General features: G+C 32.1%; 13 protein-coding genes. 9 read left to right on the top strand and 4 right to left on the bottom strand.

The window, feature by feature from the left end:
• The first annotated feature begins 4 nt into the window (after positions 1-4).
• The 5 genes from ABTV69_RS10495 (at position 5) to ABTV69_RS10515 (ending at position 4,726) form a co-directional block, all read left to right on the top strand.
• Positions 5-1,468, top strand: a complete 1,464-nt coding sequence (locus ABTV69_RS10495) for a glycoside hydrolase family 125 protein (RefSeq protein WP_433836109.1) — start codon at positions 5-7, stop codon at positions 1,466-1,468.
• Positions 1,469-1,489: 21 nt separating this feature from the next.
• Entirely contained in the window at positions 1,490-2,389 is a 900-nt protein-coding gene (locus ABTV69_RS10500) for an ROK family protein (RefSeq protein ID WP_433836111.1), read from the top strand.
• Positions 2,390-2,904: 515 nt separating this feature from the next.
• Complete coding sequence (locus tag ABTV69_RS10505; protein ID WP_433836113.1) at positions 2,905-3,273, top strand: hypothetical protein; 369 nt, start codon at positions 2,905-2,907, stop codon at positions 3,271-3,273.
• Positions 3,274-3,283: 10 nt separating this feature from the next.
• Entirely contained in the window at positions 3,284-4,084 is an 801-nt protein-coding gene (locus tag ABTV69_RS10510; RefSeq protein WP_433836115.1) for a hypothetical protein, read from the top strand.
• Between the two features lie 126 nt (positions 4,085-4,210).
• Positions 4,211-4,726 (top strand): metallophosphoesterase, encoded by a 516-nt coding sequence (locus tag ABTV69_RS10515; RefSeq protein ID WP_433836117.1) that lies wholly within the window; start codon positions 4,211-4,213, stop codon positions 4,724-4,726.
• A 265-nt stretch (positions 4,727-4,991) separates the two neighbouring features.
• On the opposite strand, the gene ABTV69_RS10520 is transcribed toward ABTV69_RS10515, so the two are convergent.
• Together ABTV69_RS10520 and ABTV69_RS10525 are read right to left on the bottom strand one after the other, a co-directional pair.
• Positions 4,992-6,668 (bottom strand): hypothetical protein, encoded by a 1,677-nt coding sequence (locus ABTV69_RS10520; protein WP_433836119.1) that lies wholly within the window; start codon positions 6,666-6,668, stop codon positions 4,992-4,994.
• A 469-nt stretch (positions 6,669-7,137) separates the two neighbouring features.
• Positions 7,138-8,580: an RNA repair transcriptional activator RtcR family protein gene (locus tag ABTV69_RS10525; protein ID WP_433836121.1), complete on the bottom strand. Its 1,443-nt coding sequence runs from the start codon at positions 8,578-8,580 to the stop codon at positions 7,138-7,140.
• Positions 8,581-8,891: 311 nt separating this feature from the next.
• On the opposite strand from ABTV69_RS10525, the gene ABTV69_RS10530 reads away from it, so the two are divergent.
• Genes ABTV69_RS10530 through ABTV69_RS10545 form a run of 4 tightly spaced genes read left to right on the top strand, consistent with a single transcriptional unit; the run spans position 8,892 to position 11,785 of the window.
• Entirely contained in the window at positions 8,892-9,164 is a 273-nt protein-coding gene (locus tag ABTV69_RS10530; RefSeq protein WP_433836123.1) for a hypothetical protein, read from the top strand.
• Between the two features lie 6 nt (positions 9,165-9,170).
• Positions 9,171-10,193 carry a CBASS cGAMP-activated phospholipase gene (locus ABTV69_RS10535; protein WP_433836125.1) on the top strand — a complete coding sequence of 341 codons (1,023 nt, stop codon included), beginning with the start codon at positions 9,171-9,173 and terminating at the stop codon, positions 10,191-10,193.
• 4 nt (positions 10,194-10,197) lie between these two features.
• A complete protein-coding gene (locus ABTV69_RS10540; RefSeq protein WP_433836127.1) occupies positions 10,198-11,133 on the top strand; it encodes a CBASS cGAMP synthase in 936 nt (311 codons plus the stop codon).
• A complete protein-coding gene (locus ABTV69_RS10545) occupies positions 11,126-11,785 on the top strand; it encodes a hypothetical protein (RefSeq protein ID WP_433836129.1) in 660 nt (219 codons plus the stop codon). Before ABTV69_RS10540 ends, ABTV69_RS10545 begins: the two co-directional genes overlap by 8 nt.
• An 8-nt stretch (positions 11,786-11,793) precedes the next feature.
• Here ABTV69_RS10545 and ABTV69_RS10550 read toward each other — a convergent pair whose 3' ends face one another.
• Positions 11,794-16,224, bottom strand: coding sequence for an AAA domain-containing protein (locus tag ABTV69_RS10550; protein WP_433836131.1), 4,431 nt, complete (start codon positions 16,222-16,224; stop codon positions 11,794-11,796).
• A gap of 252 nt (positions 16,225-16,476) precedes the next feature.
• Positions 16,477-19,929: a DEAD/DEAH box helicase family protein gene (locus tag ABTV69_RS10555; protein ID WP_433836133.1), complete on the bottom strand. Its 3,453-nt coding sequence runs from the start codon at positions 19,927-19,929 to the stop codon at positions 16,477-16,479.
• Between the last annotated feature and the right edge of the window lie 16 nt (positions 19,930-19,945).

Consider the following 19,945-nt stretch of genomic DNA (forward strand, 5'->3'; position numbering starts at 1 on the left):
AGATATGCAGTCACGTAGAAAATTTATAAAAAACGCAGGCATTTTTTCAGCTGGATTATTCGCAATTCAAACAGAAGCTTTTGGATTTAATTCGGATACTTTTCAGTTGCCGCTAAAAGATTTTGTTTCGAAAAGACCTCCTGTTGCCGAAAGAAAATTTACAAGTAAAGCAATCGAAGCTGCAATCGTACGCGTTAAAAAACAAATTGCCAATCCAGAATTGGCTTGGATTTTTGAAAACTGTTTTCCAAATACATTAGACACGACAGTTGATTTTGAAATTATCGACGGAAAACCAGATACGTATGTAATTACAGGAGATATTGATGCCATGTGGCTGAGAGACAGTACAGCGCAAATCTGGCCGTATATTCCCTTTGTAAAAGAAGATCCAAAATTGGCAGAACTGGTAAAAGGGGTTATTAATCGTCAAGCGAAATGTATTCTGTTGGATCCGTACGCAAATGCTTTTTATAAAGATTTTACGAAAGAAAGCGAATGGAAAAATGACCTTACTAAAATGCAGCCCGGAATTCATGAAAGAAAATGGGAAATCGACAGTTTGTGTTATCCGGTTCGACTAGCACACGGTTATTGGAAAGAAACAGGCGACATCAGTTTATTTGATGCAAAATGGAAAGAAGCCATGCTTTTAGTTTTGCAGACTTTTAAAGAACAGCAAAGATTAGACGGAAAAGGCGGGCCATATAGTTTTCAGCGTCAAACGGCTTGGGCGACAGACGGAGTTCCGTTAGGCGGTTACGGTTATCCTGTAAAACCTTGCGGATTAATTGTTTCGACTTTCAGGCCAAGCGATGATTCTACCTTATTCGGTTATTTGATTCCGAGTAATATGTTCGCTATTGAAATCTTAGGTTATTTGATTGAAATATTCTCTCTTCCAGCGTTAAAAGACAATGATTTGGTTGCAAAAGCGACAGAATTAAGAGATCAGGTTCAAAAAGGTTTAAACGAACACGGAATTATCAATCATCCTAAATTCGGAAAAATTATAGCTTTTGAGGTAAACGGATATGGCAGTTTCCACATGATGGACGATGCCAATGTTCCATCTTTATTGTCATTGCCTTATTTAGGCGCAATCGCTCCAAATGATCCTTTGTACTTGAATACGAGAAAAGTAGTATTATCAGAAAACAATCCGTTTTTCTACAAAGGAAAAGCAGGAGAAGGAATCGGAGGGCCACATACGGGAGTCGATACGATCTGGCCTATGAGTATTGTTTTGAGAGCCATTACAAGTGTAGACGAAAGAGAAATTAAAGCATGTATTACCAATTTGATTAAAACCAATGCCGATACTGGATTTATGCACGAATCCTTTCATAAAGACGATGTAAACAAGTTTACACGTAAATGGTTTGCATGGGCGAATACCTTATTTGGCGAAATGATTGTACACACGAGCCTCCATTATCCTCAAATTCTAAAAGACAAAAATATCTAGTACTAAGCTAAAAAAGTAAAAATGAATACATCACACGCCATTGGGCTGGATATAGGAGGAACGCATATTACCGCTGCGGTTATCAATAAAACAGAGATGAAAGTTCTGGATTTTTCGGTCTGCAAAGAATCTTTTGATTCAAATTTACCTGCAGCTGAGGTTATGAATATCTGGAAAAAAGTAATCTGTACTTCAATCGAAAATTCTAAAGTAAAAGATATTAAAGGAATTGCCATTTGCATGCCAGGACCATTTGATTATAAAAACGGCATCTGCTGGATTAAAGACCAATCAAAATACGAACACTTTTACGGATTGAACATAAGAGAGCTGCTTTTGGAAACGCTTGGTTTTCCGTCAGATTTTCCAGTTCTTTTTGAAAATGATGCAGTTTGTTTTGGAAAAGGCGAAGTTTTTAAGCAACAGGAAAATCTTTCTAAGAAAGTAATGGCTATGACATTAGGTACAGGATTAGGAGCTTGTTTTATTGATAAAGGAGTATCAATCAGTTCAGGGAATTCTGTTCCATCTGATGGAGAAATTTACAATTTGCCTTATGAAGATGGCATTGCAGAAGATTATGTTTCTGCAAGAGGGCTTTTATCGCATTACAAATCTTTAAATGGCATTCAACTTAATAATGGATTGGAGTTGTACAATCTAGCGAAAAAAGGAGATCAATTGGCAATTCAAGTATTTGAAAGAATGGGGGAGGATTTAGCAACCGTTGTTATTCCCTGGATTAAAAATTTCACAGCAGATTACATCATTATTGGCGGAAAAATTGCCAATGCAAGTGATTTGTTTTTAGCTTCATTCAATAAAACAATTCAAGAGTCTGATTTAAAAGTTGAGGTTTCTATTTCGAATGACAACGAAATTGCAGCCTTATTAGGAGCGGTAAGTTTTCTTTGTGATTAAAATATCCTCTTAAGTTGTTTTCAGATTAACATCAATAAAAAAGCCTTTAAACATTGTTTAAAGGCTTTTGACTTTTAGAGTTTCTTTTGAAACTTCATATGGCGGAGAAAGAGGCTCCGCCACCTGTATCGTAAGCCCCAGCAAACACTGGGTGTCATGTTATGTCAAAAAAAGAAGGGCACTAATAGGGCACTCTTGAAATTCTTGGGTTTATTAACCTCTGTAAATGTAGGAAAAAAAATCTAGAAATTGGAGGAAATTTGTTAATAAAGATCTTGTAGAATTGAACTTTCTGGAAATTATTCTCTGGGTGTTCAAATTATTATCTAGTAATCCCTTCAGCGCCACATTTTTTGTAGCGTAAGTTTTTTGCTTAATTACTGAAAAACAAGTATTTGTACTGTGTTAAGGTTTGGTGATAAATACTAAATTCACATCTCCAAATTCTATGGAACATAATTTTATGTTATCCATTTTGGATTAAGTGAGCTATTATTAACCACCAAAAATATTTAATGATGAACCTAAAACTTTTTAAGCCAATTGTTTTAATTTTCATTGGCATAACTGCATTTTCTTGCGATCGTAAGGATATTGAAGATCAAATTTTTGTAAGAAAGGGAAAATCTTTGATCAAGGAAAAATCTGCAATAGTCCCGAAATCTAAAACAAATCCTAATGAGGTCGATGTGAAAGATTATTATCTGACTTATAATGCAAAATCTAATGGGTACATAAAGCTAATCCTTACTGACTTGTCTGTATTTGAAGCAAAGTCAGTGGAAGGAGGAAGCTTCTCCTCGATGAATTTGCTTTTAACCCAGTCAAACGCTGTGTTTGATACTCTTAGGAGAGAGTTAGTTGTCCGTAAAATAAATCAATAATTAACATTTTATGAAAAACGTGAAAATTATAATAGTCCTTTTGCCTTTGCTTGCTATGGTTTCTTGTTGTGAAGAAAAGATTATTTTAAAAGGCAATAAAATATATCGATACATGAACAATCAAGGCACATCTAAAAGAGATCAAGTTATAGAATATACTGTGCAGAACGATTTTAAAGGAAAAATTAATGATAAAAATGAAAATTATAAAATATCAGATGTTGACGAACTGAATTTAAAACCAACCGATACTGCAGATATTGATGGAAATAATACGGGAAGTTTTTTAAACATGGAAAATATTTACTATACATCTGAGAGCAAAGCATTTAAAGGGGGTAAAAAATTTGAGTCGGATAATTTCAGATTTAGATACGGTAAATTTGCCTTGACAGGAATGACGATACCCTTAAAGTTTCGTGGAGGCGTTGGAAATGACACAATTAATCCTCCGACAGTTGAAACAGGATTCAATGTTAATTTTGCGCCAGCGTATCGATTGAACTGGAGTAGTTATAATCCTTCTAAAAAATTTTTAGGCAATACCTTAACGAATTATTCCCTCACTTTTGGCGGATTATTAGGTGTTGGCAGCACAGATTTGAAAGTTAAGTCAAATGCACCTGGTCTTTTATCTGATCGCAAGTCCAGTACACTAACATATGGAGGAATGGTGCTGTTCGGACTAAATTCAATAGGAATTGGTTATGCCTTTGGATTTGATAATGTCATGGGTGAAGGAGGTAAGTATTGGGTTTATCAGAATAAAATATGGCATGGAATAACGGTATCCGTAGATTTGATAAAGTAGAGATCTGGACAGGAATGATTATATCTGCAAATTGGAAGTTATTTTCAAATGATTTGTATAGAATCTTGTGGTAATTTTGTTAATGTGCTTAAGTAAATTAATTTGGGTTTTATAAAAATATGATTTATGCGGGTTAACAGTATGCAATATGCTTCGGATCTGCATCTGGAGTTTGCTAAAAATAAAGAATTTATCAGAGAGCACGCATTGGAGCCAAGGGGTGATATTCTAATACTTGCAGGAGATATTGTGCCTTTTGCTGTTATGGAAAAACATCAAGACTTTTTTAATTTTATATCGGATAATTTTCAGATGACTTATTGGGTGCCTGGAAATCATGAGTATTACTATTTTGATGCATTTTCTAGAACAGGAACTTTTTATGAAGAGATCAGAAGTAATGTCGTTCTGCTGAACAATTATGTTGTGGAACATGAAAATTTAAAATTGTTATTCTCAACTTTGTGGTCGCATATAGGCCTGGGTTCCCAATGGAATATTGAAAGAGGACTTAGTGATTTTCATGTTATTAAATATAATGGTGAAAAATTTAGCGCAACTGATTACAATAAGCTCCATTTTGAGAGTTTGAAATTTATTAAAAAATCCTTGGAAATTGAAGATTCTAAAAAACTTTTGTAGCGACTCATCATGTGCCCACCTTTAAGAAGTATCCTAAGATTTATAAAAATAGCCTGCTAAATGAGGCTTTCGCAGTTGAACTTTTTGAGCTGGATAAAGTTTTAATTTTATGAAAATTGAAGTTAATATAGTTTTATTTGCATGGTAAAGTGGTGAACTATATTAATTATTTTTTATGCTAGATTAAAAAAAGAGCAGTTTATCTGCTCTTTTTCTGTTTATTAACGAACGGACATAATCTTATGGATTTTAGCTCTCTATTCTTTTAAATTTCCTCATTATCGTCTCCACTATAATACTTATCAATAATCTTCTCTATCTCTTTTTCTTTATCAAGCCATTTTTCATTTTCTGCATCCAGATACTTATGCAGTTCGCCTATTGAACTGATTCTAAAGCTCCTCTTTAGAAGCGCTTCAAATATCTTACTATGAACGTCTGTAGTGTCAGAGTTTAGGTAAGGGATTCTATAGCTCTGCTTTTCTGAGAATTTTACAAAATCTTTATCCTTTTTCAATTTGGCATAAATTTTATCTAAAAAGGCAGTATTTACATACAATATAATCTCCACTAGATCAGGAGGACTGAATTTAATAGTGTATTTTACAATGCTAGTGCTTGAATCATGAAAACCTAAATATTTAGGTTGTTCTTCAATGATTTCAAAATCAAAGTTATGCATTTTTAAATATGCTTGTGCTTCAGCAAGGAACTTACTAATTTGGCTTTTTCTAATTTGGTCTGATAAGTAAATTTCCAGTTCTCTCCAGCAGTTATCAATAGTTTTTTTTAATATACTGTTAAGCATCGTCTCGTCAATTTGTAATTCCCTTCTGCTTATTAAAAACCATTGGTTTGTAACTATTCTGGAAGGAATCTTAGCTTCAAATTTCTGTAGTAAAGTCCGCATTTGGCTAGAATGACAGTCAATTCCGTGTTCTTTCAATACCTGATCATTCAGCCATACCTCCAATATAATAGGATTGTCGGTTTCTAAATGAGATTTATAATCTAATTTGTATCTTATCGCATTGTAAGATAAACCCCTGCCTCTAAAATAATCTACTCCCTGTACGTTTCTGTCAGCTATCTTTATATAATGATCAAAATATTTGTTTGTAAATTTGCAAATATTTTCGTGCAGTTCTATTAGCTGTTCTAGTTTAGTCCTGTTTTCAAAGAGCATTTTTTTGTCATTATCATCAATTTTTGAAAAATCTTCTTTGAGCAACCTTTTAGCTTCACATACGGTTTTATTTATAATTTCCCTGTTATTTGAATAATATTCGAAACACTTTTTGTTTTCATGGGAGGAAAAGTCTAGATAAAGATCATCAATGTGTTTAATGTATTCGCCTAAAAGCAGACCTGCAGGACTCTCGTAAAAAAGATTTAAATCTGTGCCTATACCTTCTAGTACAGCCTTTTTTAATTCGCTGTGCAGAGGATTTGCACTCTTCATAAATGAGGGTGTTTTCGATTGATAAGTTTTTAAACTTAAAATAATAACTGCAATATTCTTAGGTTCAATATTAAAATCATTGGACACAGAGTAAAAATAATCATCAAAATCATTATTCACTTCGTGATAAAGTTTGTTTTCGATAATAATTGCACTTCGCTGTGAACTTCTTCTGCTATTATTGATGATTAAAATATCAATTCTTCCTGATCTGGTTTGGTATTCTTTAAGAATTTCAGTGTTTTCGAAACTGCTATCCTGCATTTCTCTCAAAAACAGATCATCATCATCATAATTTTCAAAAGAAATACAGTCTATGAGGGCATCAAGAAAAATATTTTTTAAATAATTGCTGTACTCTCCTTCAAAAAAATATGCCAATAGATTGGACAAATTAAGTTCGCTATTGGCTCTTAAAACTGAAATTAGGCTTGGATGTACTTGTTTGAATTTTGGTATTTGATTTTTTAATAATGACAAGGCGTTGTTTTTAAATATTTCATTCACAGTTGTTGGCTTTTTTTAAATATAATTATAATTAAGAGCTACCTTTCTTTCTAATTTTCTAGTGCAAGATATAGAAACAAGAAGAAAGAATTGTTCAGAAAACTTCACTTTTTTTGAACTACAGATTCTTTTTTGCAAAAATCACTCTATTGCCTAATGACATGCTATCCCATTCTTCGAAGAGTGTCTTATCAAAAGCAGTGCAAAAGTCTTCGACTTCGTATTCGCAATCTGAATCAAGCTAATAAATCCAAACAAAAACAAAAAAAGCTTCAGGGAAATCTGAAGCTTTTAATTGTAGCTTGTGAAGCATTCGACTATCTAGCTATTTTATTGAGGACCATGATATGATTATTACATCCTAAAGTTTAATATTGTAAATTATATAAAAAACATCTTTTTAAAATCGATTATTTATTTAATCTAATAGTTATCAACTTATTTAAATTTCTATATCATAATCCTTTATTTTTTTCTCCAGAGTATTGATTACACAGCCTAACAATTTTGCCGCTTGCTGTTTGTTCTTTGCTATTTTAAGAACTTTTATGATGTGTAATTTTTCAACTGTTTTTAAATCTAATTTAAATTCATCAGTTGGATTTGTAAGTCTAAGAGGCATTGTTTCCATAGAAACATTCTCTTGATTAAAGACATAAAGGTTTTCAATTAAGTTTTCCATTTCCCGCACATTTCCTGGAAATGGATAGTTTAGTATTAGTTGTTCTATAACTTTTCCTAGTATTATTTTTTTTTGTCTTTTGAATAACTTTTTTTTAGATTCAACAAAAAAATTGATTAATTCTTTTTTTTCAATTATTGTTCTTTCTCTCAAAGGAGGTAAAGATAGCTCAGTAACAGTTAGACGATAAAATAAGTCCCAGCGAAATGTTCCTTCTACGCAAAGATTGGACAAGTTTTTGTTTGTGGCAGCAATAATTCTTACGTCAATCTTTTTCTCTTTTGTGTTTCCTATCTGAAGGATTTTCTTTTCTTGTATTACACGTAATAGTACTTGTTGCATGTAAGGTGAAATATCTCCAATCTCATCTAAAAAAATTGTTCCTCCTTCCGCTTCTTCAAATAATCCGGTACGGTCTTCAACAGCACCAGTAAAAGATCCTTTTTTATAGCCAAATAGTCTAGATTCTAAAAGTTCGTCTGTAAATGAAGAACAATTTAAAGTTATAAATGGTTTCTTGCTTCTCGCGGAATTTTTGTGAATGTAACTTGCTAAGTGCTCTTTTCCTGAACCGCTTTCACCATATATTAAAGTAGTTACTTGATCTGCCATTGCAATCATTTCGGCTCTACTGTAAATGGGGTTTAAAGAATCTGTTATTATGTAATCTTCTTTGTGATATACAACACTTTCTTCTTTAATTATACTGCCTCCTGGAATTGTAGACTTTAAAACATGCATATCCAACAACTCTGCTTTGCCACTCCTTGAATGGTTTTTAGGTCGAACCTGAAAAAGTCTTGTATTTAACATGCTGGATTCATGAATTAAATACCATGCAATTTGCATAGCAGATGTGCCAGGAGAAAAGAAAATGCTGATTTCATCATTTCTGTATTCTCTTAATAATAAGCCTTCTACTTTGCTTTTTATTTGTGATATGTCAATTACATCAGTGATGTCCAAATATTGTGTTTCTATAGTGCGATCATGGTATTTTTTAGTAAGAGACGTTCTAAGATTTTCAGTATAAATATCTGGTGTGTCACCTTTCTTTGAGGATAGAATAACATGTCTATCATGTTTATAGAAGTCATTGTGAAAATTATAAGTTGGACCATCTTCATTGATTCCGTTAATCTGATTTTGCGGATTTCTTGTAAAATCATGTACGGCTGCGACCCATGAAATTAATGTTTTCATATCATTTTTTGATAATTAAAAATCAAATATTGATATAATTATTGATAAAAACAAACAAAAACCAATGAAATATCGTCTGGCATACTATTCGCCATATATGAGGCAGTTTAAAATCAGAAAGAAGAAAGGAGGTATATAAAAATGACAAAGAAAAAATCAGTGCATAGAGATGTAGGAACCGGAAAGTTTGTAACGAAACGTTATGCGGACAAACATCCCAAAACAACTGTTAAGGAAACAGTAAAAAAAACAAATAAACTCTCAGAGTTTTTTTTGGTTAACTCTATTTATAAACAATAAAATTTTAGAATATGGAAATAATAATAACCTACGACATTCCTTCAAAACATCGGGAATTTAAAGATAAGATGAAATCATTGGGATATAAAGATAGTATCCCAGGAACTAAAAATTGTAAAATAATTTATTTTCCAAATACTACACTTTATCATCCGAATAAGACAGCGGAAAATGCAAGAGATGAAGCTAAAACATTAGCCAAAGAGCTGGGAGTTTCGCTGGAAAGATGTATTTCAACAATTTGGAATGATTGGGCTGCAGTATGTGGTGAACCTTTTAAATAATATGCGATGGATAAAGAAGTGAGAAAAAAATTCAAAATACTCTCTATTGATGGAGGCGGGATAAGGGGACTTATCCCGGCCAAAGTTTTATCTGAGTTAGAAGCAGAATTACAAAAAGAAGAACCAGACAAACTATTACACGAACATTTCGATCTTATCTGTGGCACTTCAACAGGAGCTATCTTGGCAATAGGTCTTGCTTTAGGTATACCAGCAAAAGAGCTTGCAAAATTCTATGAAGATCATGCAAAAATCATCTTTCCAAGATTTGTCTTTCGTTTTCTACCTCGTAAAAGCAGAGCCTTCTTTAATGCCATCTATAGCAACAAGCAATTGCTAAAAAAACTAAGAGAAGTCTATGCAGAAGCAAATGGAGGTCAGGATCCCCTCATGAACGATCTTAAAAGCAAAGTTTGCATACCAGCATTTAATGGAAATGACGGTGCTATAAATGTGCTTAAAACCAAACATCATCCGGAATACAGGAGAGATTATAAACTCCCGGCATACCATGTTGCAATGTCTAGTGCCTCTGCACCAGTATATTTTCCGCCCCATACCTTTTCATTTAAGAATGAATTTGGAGAAGGAACCAATATCAACATGATCGATGGTGGAATATTTGCCAACAATCCCGCTTTGATAGGCGTGTTTGAAGCAACTGACAAACTAGATATACCGATCGGGGATATAGCACTTTTATCGCTGGGTACAGGCCAGGGAAAACAAATAATAAAACGCTCATGGCGTCCAAAGAATGTATTCGACTGGCTCTTTCCCAATCCTAAGCTGGTAGACTTAGTATTGGATACACAAGCACAGATTACGGAGCAATATTTACTCTTTCTACAGCGAGCGTTAGGTAAAATAGGCAATACATTTAATCATTTACGTATTCAGCACGATATGAAAGGCGACAGCATCGAACTCAATTCCTCTAAACCAAAACACATAGACCGTATGAAGTCTATCGGTGAAGAATTAGCAAAAAACAGATTAACAGAAATTTTAAATTTTTTAAAACAATAACAAAATGGCAAACTGTCACAATTTATTTCAGGAATATCACAATGATATATCAATAGGTTCGAAAAAGAACGAGAAAATGAAAAACTCGAAAGAAGGGCTTCGTAAAAGAATTAGGGAATGGTTTAAAGCAAATCATCCCGAGTATGTACCATATTTCTATATACAAGGATCTTATAAAATGAAAAATGGCATCCGCACAGCAGAAGACATTTGTGACTTAGATGATGGTGTATATTTCTTTCGAGCACCTGATGTATCCGCCTCTACCCTTAAAGATTGGGTTAAACAAGCGGTAGATGGTTACACTAATGTTGCTCCGGAGAATCGTAAAAAATGCGTCCGTACAATTTTTTCAAATGATTATGAAATAGACCATCCAGTCTATTGTAAAGAGGATGGGAAAGAATACCAGATAGCAGTTAATGGGATAGGTTTTGAGGATAGCGATCCTAAGGCAGTAGTAACTTGGTTTGTTTCCAAAAAGGATAAAGATGGGCGATTATTAAGAAACATCAAATATCTTAAAGGATGGGCTGATAATCAAAATTTTAAAATGCCTAGTGGTTTAGCTCTGACGATCTTAGCTACTAATGCTAAAGAATTAATTGTTTTAAATGAGCGTGATGATATCACAACACGTGATATTCTTAAGGAAATAAAAAAAGAACTTGATAAAGATTTCAAATGTATAGTTCCAGCCGTACCAAATGATAATTTGCTAGAAAATTATGCAAACAAAGAAAAGTTTTTAGAAGCACTGGACAAATTTATAGCGGATGCGGACTCTGCAATTCGTAATACTAATCAAAAAGAGGCCAGTAAATTATGGCGTAAGAATTTAGGTGATAGATTCCCTGTTGGTGAGGATAAAGAAGATGTCTCTCGTAATACAGCAGCGGCTACTGGTGCAATGACTTCATATCCATTTTGTTATGAATAAGTTGTATGATAGATTCGCTGAAGAAGCTCGTGAAGCGATGAGTAGTTTTCCCGATTTGCAATTATGTATTCGGGAAGATTCTCTTCCATACCTTACTGGCGATCTCTTTCTTTTCGATGAAAACGATGTCATGTATGATAAATATTCTATAAGAATAGAATGTCCGAATGACTACCCAAATAGTTTTCCTTTAGTTTATGAAACAAACCAAAGGTTACCGCACAATATTGACTGGCATATTTATGGAGATGGTCATTTTTGTATCTGCACGCCAATTGAAGAATACATTTACTGTGCAAAAGGAATTATGCTTACAAGTTTCATCAAAAATCAAGTTGTTCCTTATTTGCACAATCAAAACTTTAGAGAGAAAGAAGGTTATTTCCTAAATGAAAGGTCTCATGGCTCAATGGGAATCTTAGAATCTCTATACGATATTTTACAAATTAATGATCCAATCAAAGTTTATTCTATACTTGTATATATTTATGAAAATAATAAGCCACAACGTACCTCAAAATGTTTTTGCGGAAGTGATCGAAAGTATAGGTATTGTCATAAAGAAGGATATGAAGTGCTAAAAAGCATAGGTCAAGAGAGATTATTTAATGTAATCTCATACTTAAAAAGAATTTATAGTATCAACACATAATTGTGGGTTTAATTGGTAATAATTTCATAACTAAAATGTTCACTTGTTGCATACCAATCTTGGTGTTCACTTTTATATGACACTGTTTCATCTTTAGCCACTAGAATTTTATTAAGTTTTGGAGCTTTATCTAATAATTTTCTTAAATTTTGGTCGCGATTTATAGGATTCTGATAAACTAACATGTAGTTATTTAATGGATATTCATCTATAAGATAATTTAGAAAATTTGCTATTTCATTTACATCCTCAAGATTCAAATTAGATAATGAATTAGCACAAGTTATTATAACCGTATGTGATAATGTAAACTCATCTTTGTAGTAAACCGAATTATTATTTTTCAACTCTTCGCATAAATCAAAAGTATCAATAGTTTTAAACGCGCCTGATTTGGTAAATTCTTTAGCTTGTTCAAGCATTGTTTTTGAAACATCAATTCCTAAATAATGTATTTTTCTACTAATCTCAGTTTTAAAGACATTGTTAAATGCTAGAGAAGCGGTCATTGGTCCGCATCCGAAGTCAATAAACATTATCCTTTCTTCTGTATTCTGAAACCTAGACAAAAAGAACTCTTTATGATTAAGAAAAATTTGCTGTACCGAAACAAAGTGCTTTCTCATGTTCCAATAACAATATAGCAAAACGTTTTCTTTCGGCGTATAATAAGTCAGGAAACTTTGGCTATCGATGAGTCCTCCTAAATTTTGTTGATAATTCAAATCAATCTGTTTGTCAAAATCAGCCATTCCATAGCATATAAGATTATTACGTGTAAAATCCGTATTTAATCCTAATATTTCATTTGGCCATTTTGTACGTTTATCATTTTTTACTACTGCTTCTATCTTATTTGCAAATACAGTTTTAAAGGGATCACTAATTTCAATAGTTTTTAGTAGTGGAGTAGAAGTAGTCTGGTCAGGAAAGTAAATAGGCTGATTTTTCAATATCTCAGATAGAGGCTTGTCAATGTAGCCCCCCTTTGATTTACAATATTCTATCAATCTTAAATATATAAGATTATTCGATAATATACTATCGTTGCCGATTAGAACCATCTGTTCACGGGCACGTGTAAGTGCGACATTTAACTTTCGATCTACATCCCCTTCATCATTTAAATTAATCATTCCTTTTAATTGAAAAGGATTATTTACAGAAAAGGAATAAATGATAATATCACGTTGACTACCTTGGAATCTCTCAACAGAATCGACGGTGATTTTTTCGTAGTCAGGAATGCAAGCCTCTTCCATCCTCTGTTTAATCAGAGCTATTTGATTTCGGAAAGGGGCAATAATTCCTATCGTTGTTAGGGGATCGAAATTTCTATTATTGTTTTCATATAAGGCTATGATATCTTTAATAATATAGATTACAAAATCTGCCTCGTAAGTATTGAATTTTTTATAGAGATCATCAGATTTTTTATTATTAAAAAAGACTAATCTCTTTTGACTTAGTAATTTCTTAACGCTATGAGTACTAGATTCTGAAAACTCTAAATTTGCGACCTGTCTATGTAAAGATGTTTTAGAAATATCATCTATGCCTGGCGCATCATAGGCTTCACGTAAAAGGCCCTTGTAAAATGCAAAATTAGGAAATAGTGAAATGTCTTTGTGCATGCGCCCTTGATAGGTTAGTGTATCATAACAATCAACAAGCAAATTATCTTCACAGAATTTGTAAAGACGTTCAAACAGAGAATTCTTTCTATTAAACAATCCAATAGATTCAAGCCTTTTATTATTTGTCTTTGATCTTTCAACAGATTGCAAAGAAATTGCAGGCAATTGCTTGTGATCACCGATCAATATAAACTTTGTAGCTTTTCCTAATATACCTACTAATTGAGGTTCCAAAATCTGAGAAGCCTCATCAACTATTATATAGTCGAAATCTTTTACTTTAAAAATATGCTCTTTGCTACCTATTGAAGCCACAGTAGAGATATAAACATTATTTTCCTTAATGATAGTTGTCACTTCTGCACGTCCAAATCTTTTTCCTAAATCCTTTAATTGTCTTTCTTTAGCTTCAAGAACTACATCTAGTAGATTATCATGGTATTCCGAACTGCTAGACAATTTAGATCCAAAACGTATAAAATTCTGGTCACAATTTTTTTCACTAGCATTGTTAATTGCTTGACAAAGTTCATCAACAGCACGGTTAGTATATGCTAATACAAGAATGCTTTTTTTATTTGCTATTAGTTCTTTAACTAGGTTTTTGATAATGATGGAAGTTTTCCCTGTGCCTGGTGGACCATTTAATAAAAAATAATGATCCGCTGATAAAGCTTTATTAATAACCATTTGTTGCTCACCAGAAATAGAAGGATTTTTATAACCGTAGTCTTTAGATTTACTTGGCCTTGCTTGGTTTAAAATTAAATTTTTAAAAGATTGATTTTCTCCTAGAAAACTATAAAGATTTCGATACATAGAATTAAAGGAAGTTTCCATAAAGTCACTTTCTAATGCCCATTTTGCTTTTGATCCAAAAGAACTAAAAAATGCTTTATTGCGTTGCTTGTATCTGAAATAAAGGATAACAGAATCTGTGGTGATTTCTTTTATTGTACATTTAAAAATCTGGCTGTGAGAAACTATTTCCGATTCACTATTACGAGGATATAGAACACAAATGTCACCTTTCCTAAAATTCACATGCTTATTTTGTTGATCATCTGTTCTTTTAAACTCAATAGTTTGTTCTTCCTGATCAATTTTATTGCTTATAATTTCTAAATCATACAGAATTTCAAATTTACTTTTCTTTTCTTCAAGACTATCCAACCAAAGTCTAGCCAAGCCATTTGAGCCATTTTCTCTATCTTGTTCTGCACTACCTACCTTACTTAGAAAGTGCTCGTAAGAGATATAATTTACAAACGAAATGAAATAATTTTTCTCTAAATCTGAAGCAGATGCAATAGGTTTGAGAAAATCTTCCAATTGAGGTTCTATCTTAGCTCTAAAGTTAGGATGAATATCTTTATTAATGATATTTTGAGCATTAATCATCGCTAGAAGAGTTTCAGTAGATTCTTCATTATCTGCTATTAAAAGGTGTTCTATTGCAACAATCTTATTTCTAAGATTAATTATTGTTTGAAAACCATTCAAATAAGCTCCAATATTTCTCAAATTGCCTTGATTAGGCTTTGAGTACAAGATAAATCCTTGCACTTTATTATTTATTTGCCCAACATTCAGCTTTTCTATCTGAGAATAGAGTAGATAATACATAAATAGCTGAGCTTGATGATTATTTTTTATACTAACACCATCATCTGGAAATGGAGCACTACCTGATTTTAGCTCTATGATTTTAGATAGGCCACCTGCTCTTCTCCAATCAAGCATATCCATTCTCCCTTGCAATCCAAATTTTTCAGATAAAAATGAGGGTTCTAAGGACATATTTTCTAAATCAATATCAAGTTGTGAAAAATCATTTTCGATCGTTTGTTTAATTTTAAGAAACTGTCTCTGACTTTCTTGATGATATTCAATAAAACTTTGTTGTTCTGAGATATCCTTACAAGTAGTGTACTCAAAAGGACTTGTTTTAAAATGTTTTAGAAAAGTATTATTGAAATCAACAGGGGCTAAAGGATTCGAAAAAACTTCATCTACAACTAAATTTGCAAAATTTCCTAAAAGTATATATTTAGAGTTAGCTACAATTTCAAACTTTGATTTGAAAAACAGTAATTCAGTTTCTCCATAATCTTGTATACATTCTGCAATAGAGGAAACATCCAGAAGATAATCGGGTTCCAATACAATGATTTTAGGATGAAATATTTCATTGGCATCAATTTCTATGTCAACAAGATATAAAATTGCGCCTACCCAAAAATCTTTACATGATGTAATAATTTGGTTGACTCCTTTTTCCATGATTTGAACTGTTACTAGCTTCTCAGGAGCAAACTCATGATCTTTTATACTTAAAGCATCAATACTACAAATCAAATGATTCTCTCTTTTTTCAACGATACAAACTTTAGCTTCACTTAATCTGATGTTTTTAATTATAGGAAACTCTTTAAAATTCTTTTCAGATGATAATAAACTTTGCGGGACATTTATAGAATAAACTACTTTAAGAAAATCAGCAAAAAGAGAAACGTGGTGTTTATAATCGTCTTCCAAAGGAATAAGACTTTCATGTAACACTTTGTTTGCTGTAATCCTTAGTCCGTGAATAGATTTATTTGTATTATATGCTTGACAAACAAAACTTAATCTAGAAAAGAAATCAGAAAATTGAAGAGAGATTGTTGATGTAAGATCTTTACAAACTTTTTCTAATAAACTTCTTAGCTGGGGATACTTTATTGACAAAGACAAAGATTCATTCTTATGAATACTTTCTAATTCTTCGAGAAACTCTAAGGCTATAATTTTTGTTGTCATTAGTAAAAAGAATAATATTAAATTCTATGTAACCAACAATATATTCAGTACGTTAGTATCTAACAAAGATATTTAAAAGAGAATTTGACTAATTATGGAAAACCATAACATCTATTATTAAATAAATAGATTAAGCAAAATTCCATCTTTACTAAATTTTGTTTTGTAACAAACATCGAATATTAAATGGAAAATATACTAAGTAAAAATACCTGAATTGGTAGTACCTTAACAAAAATATTTTGAGGATGTTTATGCAAACATTGCATTTTCGTTTACATCATTAATAACCTGAATAATTTCCATAATTTTTTCTTCTTCCGGGAAAATACCAAAAATCCCTTGATCATGCTGTTCATTAAAAGGGGATTGAGTTAGAAGTTTTTTTTCAATCACCCCATTTTGATTTAGGTACTGAATAATTTTTTGGATAAAAGTTATTTGGTTGGCATTCAAACTACCTTTAGAAATGAATTCAACAAACAATTCATTAGCAATTTCAATATCAAGACCAATTATGTTACGTACAAATTTCCCTAGAGGCTGTTCTCCATACTCCTTAACAAATCGATCCTTACTTTCTAAAGCTTCTTTTAATAAAAAATCTTCTAATAGGTTTAATTCATCAATTGTTATTGGAAGATTTTTATATAATTTATCAATAACGAGATGAGATTTGTTTTTTCTGATAAATGCTTCTACACGATCTTTATAGCTTTGTAATGAAGTATAAGTTGCCAAAACATTAACTTCTTCTACTTTGTCTAAATCAAGTTCGTCGGTAAATGAAGTATATATAGGCTCAAGTTTCTTTTCATCTTTAAGAAACTGCATTAAATTTCTAAGTTCAGTTCTGAAATTTTCAACCTCAATTACGTTCACAGTATTCCAAAATTGCTCTTTTTGCAGTTTTTTAATAGTTTCTATTTTTGAAAGTACCGCAGGAATATTCCTTTTTGTAAATAGTAAATTTGCAATTTCATAGACATTATGAATATAAGTAGATTTTGTTTTATCGTCCCTTATTAAAGCTAATTGAAGTTTATAAATTAATAAATCAAAGCGTTTTGCAAGTTCATCTTTATCTTGATTGAAATCTACCAGATGTGATAAATTGTTTTCAATATTAAGAATGTCACTTTGTAAAAGATTGTTCCAGCTTTCACGTTTTTTATATTTTAAAACGTATCTCCAATGTTTACGAACTTCAAAACGACTATCATTAAGTCCCTTAACTAATTGATGTAGATTATCTGTAAACTCTATTTGAATCTTTTCCTGTTCTTCTGTTGAATTATGTAATTGTCGAATTGACATTACAATTTCAAGTTTTATATTGAAAATTTTCTGAGATAATGATAAAGCTGTTTTTTGAGTTTCTCCATCCGGATTTTCTCCAAAATATTCAAAATTGCCGCAAAAGTCAAATATTAAGAAATACTCTTTGTCCTTTCCCGGAGCAAAGATATCTGGACATAATCGTGTACCGCGACCAATCATTTGCCAGTATTTCGAAAACGACTTTACTTCTTTAAAAAAGACAAGATTTAGAACTCGGGGGGCATCAACTCCAGTATCCATCATATCTACTGAAACAGCTATTTGAGGATCTTTTTCATCTCCTTTATCAAAGCAAAATCGTTCCAATAAATCTTGTGCTTTATCTTCGTAATTATCAATGACTCTTAGGAAACTACCGGTGTATTGAGGATAATTTTTATTGAATCGCTTTTCTATAAAAGCAGCATGTTCGTGTTTTTTCGCAAAAATGATGGTTTTACCCAATTTATCTCCACCAGCAATTTTCTGACCGTTGGTCATTAGGTAATCTAATACTTTGTCAATAGTGTCATCATTGTAAAGCCAACTATTAATTTTGCTTTTATCAACATTGAGTATTTCATTTTTATCACCAAACTGAGCCCCAAAAACTTCTATGAAACGAGTTTTATCTGTTTCTGAAAGATCATTGTAAACAATTCCTTGTCTTGGAAATTTCAAAGGAATTTTAAAAGCTTTTGGAGGTTTTAGATAATTGTCTTCAACAGCTTTATTTAATTCATATGCATAAGTTGGATTATCATCCTCAATTTCAAATAAATTGTAAGTGTTTTTATCAATTTCCTTTTTTGGTGTAGCGGTTAATCCAACTAGTATAGAATCGAAATAACCAAAAATAGCTTGGTATTTTTGATATACAGATCGATGCGCTTCATCTATAATTATTAAATCAAAATGACCAACACCATAAAAACGCCCATCTTCGCTTTTTAAGCTGTCAATTTTATTTAAAATGGTAGGATAGGTTGAAAAAACAACTCTGGTTCCGTTGTCTTCTTTTTCTTTTGTTAAATCAATAGCTGATAGATGAGGTAAATGTTCTTTAAAGGCATTTTTAGCTTGAGTTACCAATGCATTTCTATCAGCTAGGAACAAAATTCTCTTAGCCCAGTTACATTTAGTAAACAAATCAACCATAGCAGCTGAAGTTCTTGTCTTACCGCTTCCTGTTGCCATTACTAATAATGCTTTTCTGCTTTTGCCTTTTAGTTTGTTTTCGTTTGTTGTTACCAAATGCTCAGCAACACGTTTTATAGCTTCAAGTTGATAATATCTTCCTGCAATATCTGTATTAACTTTAAATTCTCGTAAATCTTTACGTGATAATCGCCTTTCAATATGAATTTGTAATTCTTCTTTGGTATAAAATCCCTGTATGAGTCTTGAGGGATAGAAAACATCATCCCATATATAAGTTTCAAAACCATTACTGTAAAAAATTATTGGACGCTGTCCGGTACTTTTCTCTAAGCAATCAGCATAAAGGCAAGCTTGATGTTTTCCTTTTGTGGCGCTATGAATGGTACTTTTTGCTTCAACTATTGCTAATGGTAATCCGTTATCTCCCCATAAGACATAATCTACAAAACCTTTTCCAGAAGGATTAGTAGTTAAGGGCATGCCTTTAACTTCATATTCTGTATCTCTGCCTTGTTTAAGATTGTCCCAGCCTGCTTCTCTTAATAAAAGATTAATTAATAATAATCGGGTTTCCTTTTCAGATGTAAGTTCTGGAATTTCTTTTTCTTCAATTACTTCTCGGTAACGTTCCTCTTTACGTTCGCTAATAAGTTGTAATTGTGCTTGCAGTTGTTTGCGAAGTAAATCGTTTTCTTCCGCTAGTTTTTCTTGTTCTTTTAATGCTTTTTGAGCTTCTAGACGTTGTTTTTCAAGCTGGTCAGCAAGTATTTGGAGTTGTTTTTTGTTTTTGTCGTTTGTATCTCCATAAGGAATCACTCTTTCATCAAATTCCTGAATATCCGGATTTGCCTCGCTGTAGTATTTGCTTAAAAAAGATAGAAATCTAAAACTATTCTTTAGAGATTGCAATGCCTCAAGCGCTTTTACCAATTTTCCATGCGCTGCATTATTCCCGTTTAAGCGGATAATGTCTAGCTCCATAAACATACTTGGTTTGAGTATGTTTTTGAAATCTTCATTGTGAAGTAAAGCGCCTAACTTTGTATCATAAGGTAACTCTAAATCTTCATCATTTTTGTATAACCAAAACATTGCTTTTTCTAGAGCACTTCTGCATAATAAGGCAGCATAACGAGGTGCTATAAAAGTGTTTTTTTCAGCTTCGGCTATCTCACGAAAAATCTCTGGAAATTCTTGCTTAAGAAAAGTAAAGTTGCTTGGCATAGTTTTGAATTAGTTG

Origin of the sequence: Flavobacterium anhuiense (assembly GCF_050990855.1) — a bacterium.
Taxonomy (GTDB): domain Bacteria; phylum Bacteroidota; class Bacteroidia; order Flavobacteriales; family Flavobacteriaceae; genus Flavobacterium; species Flavobacterium anhuiense_C.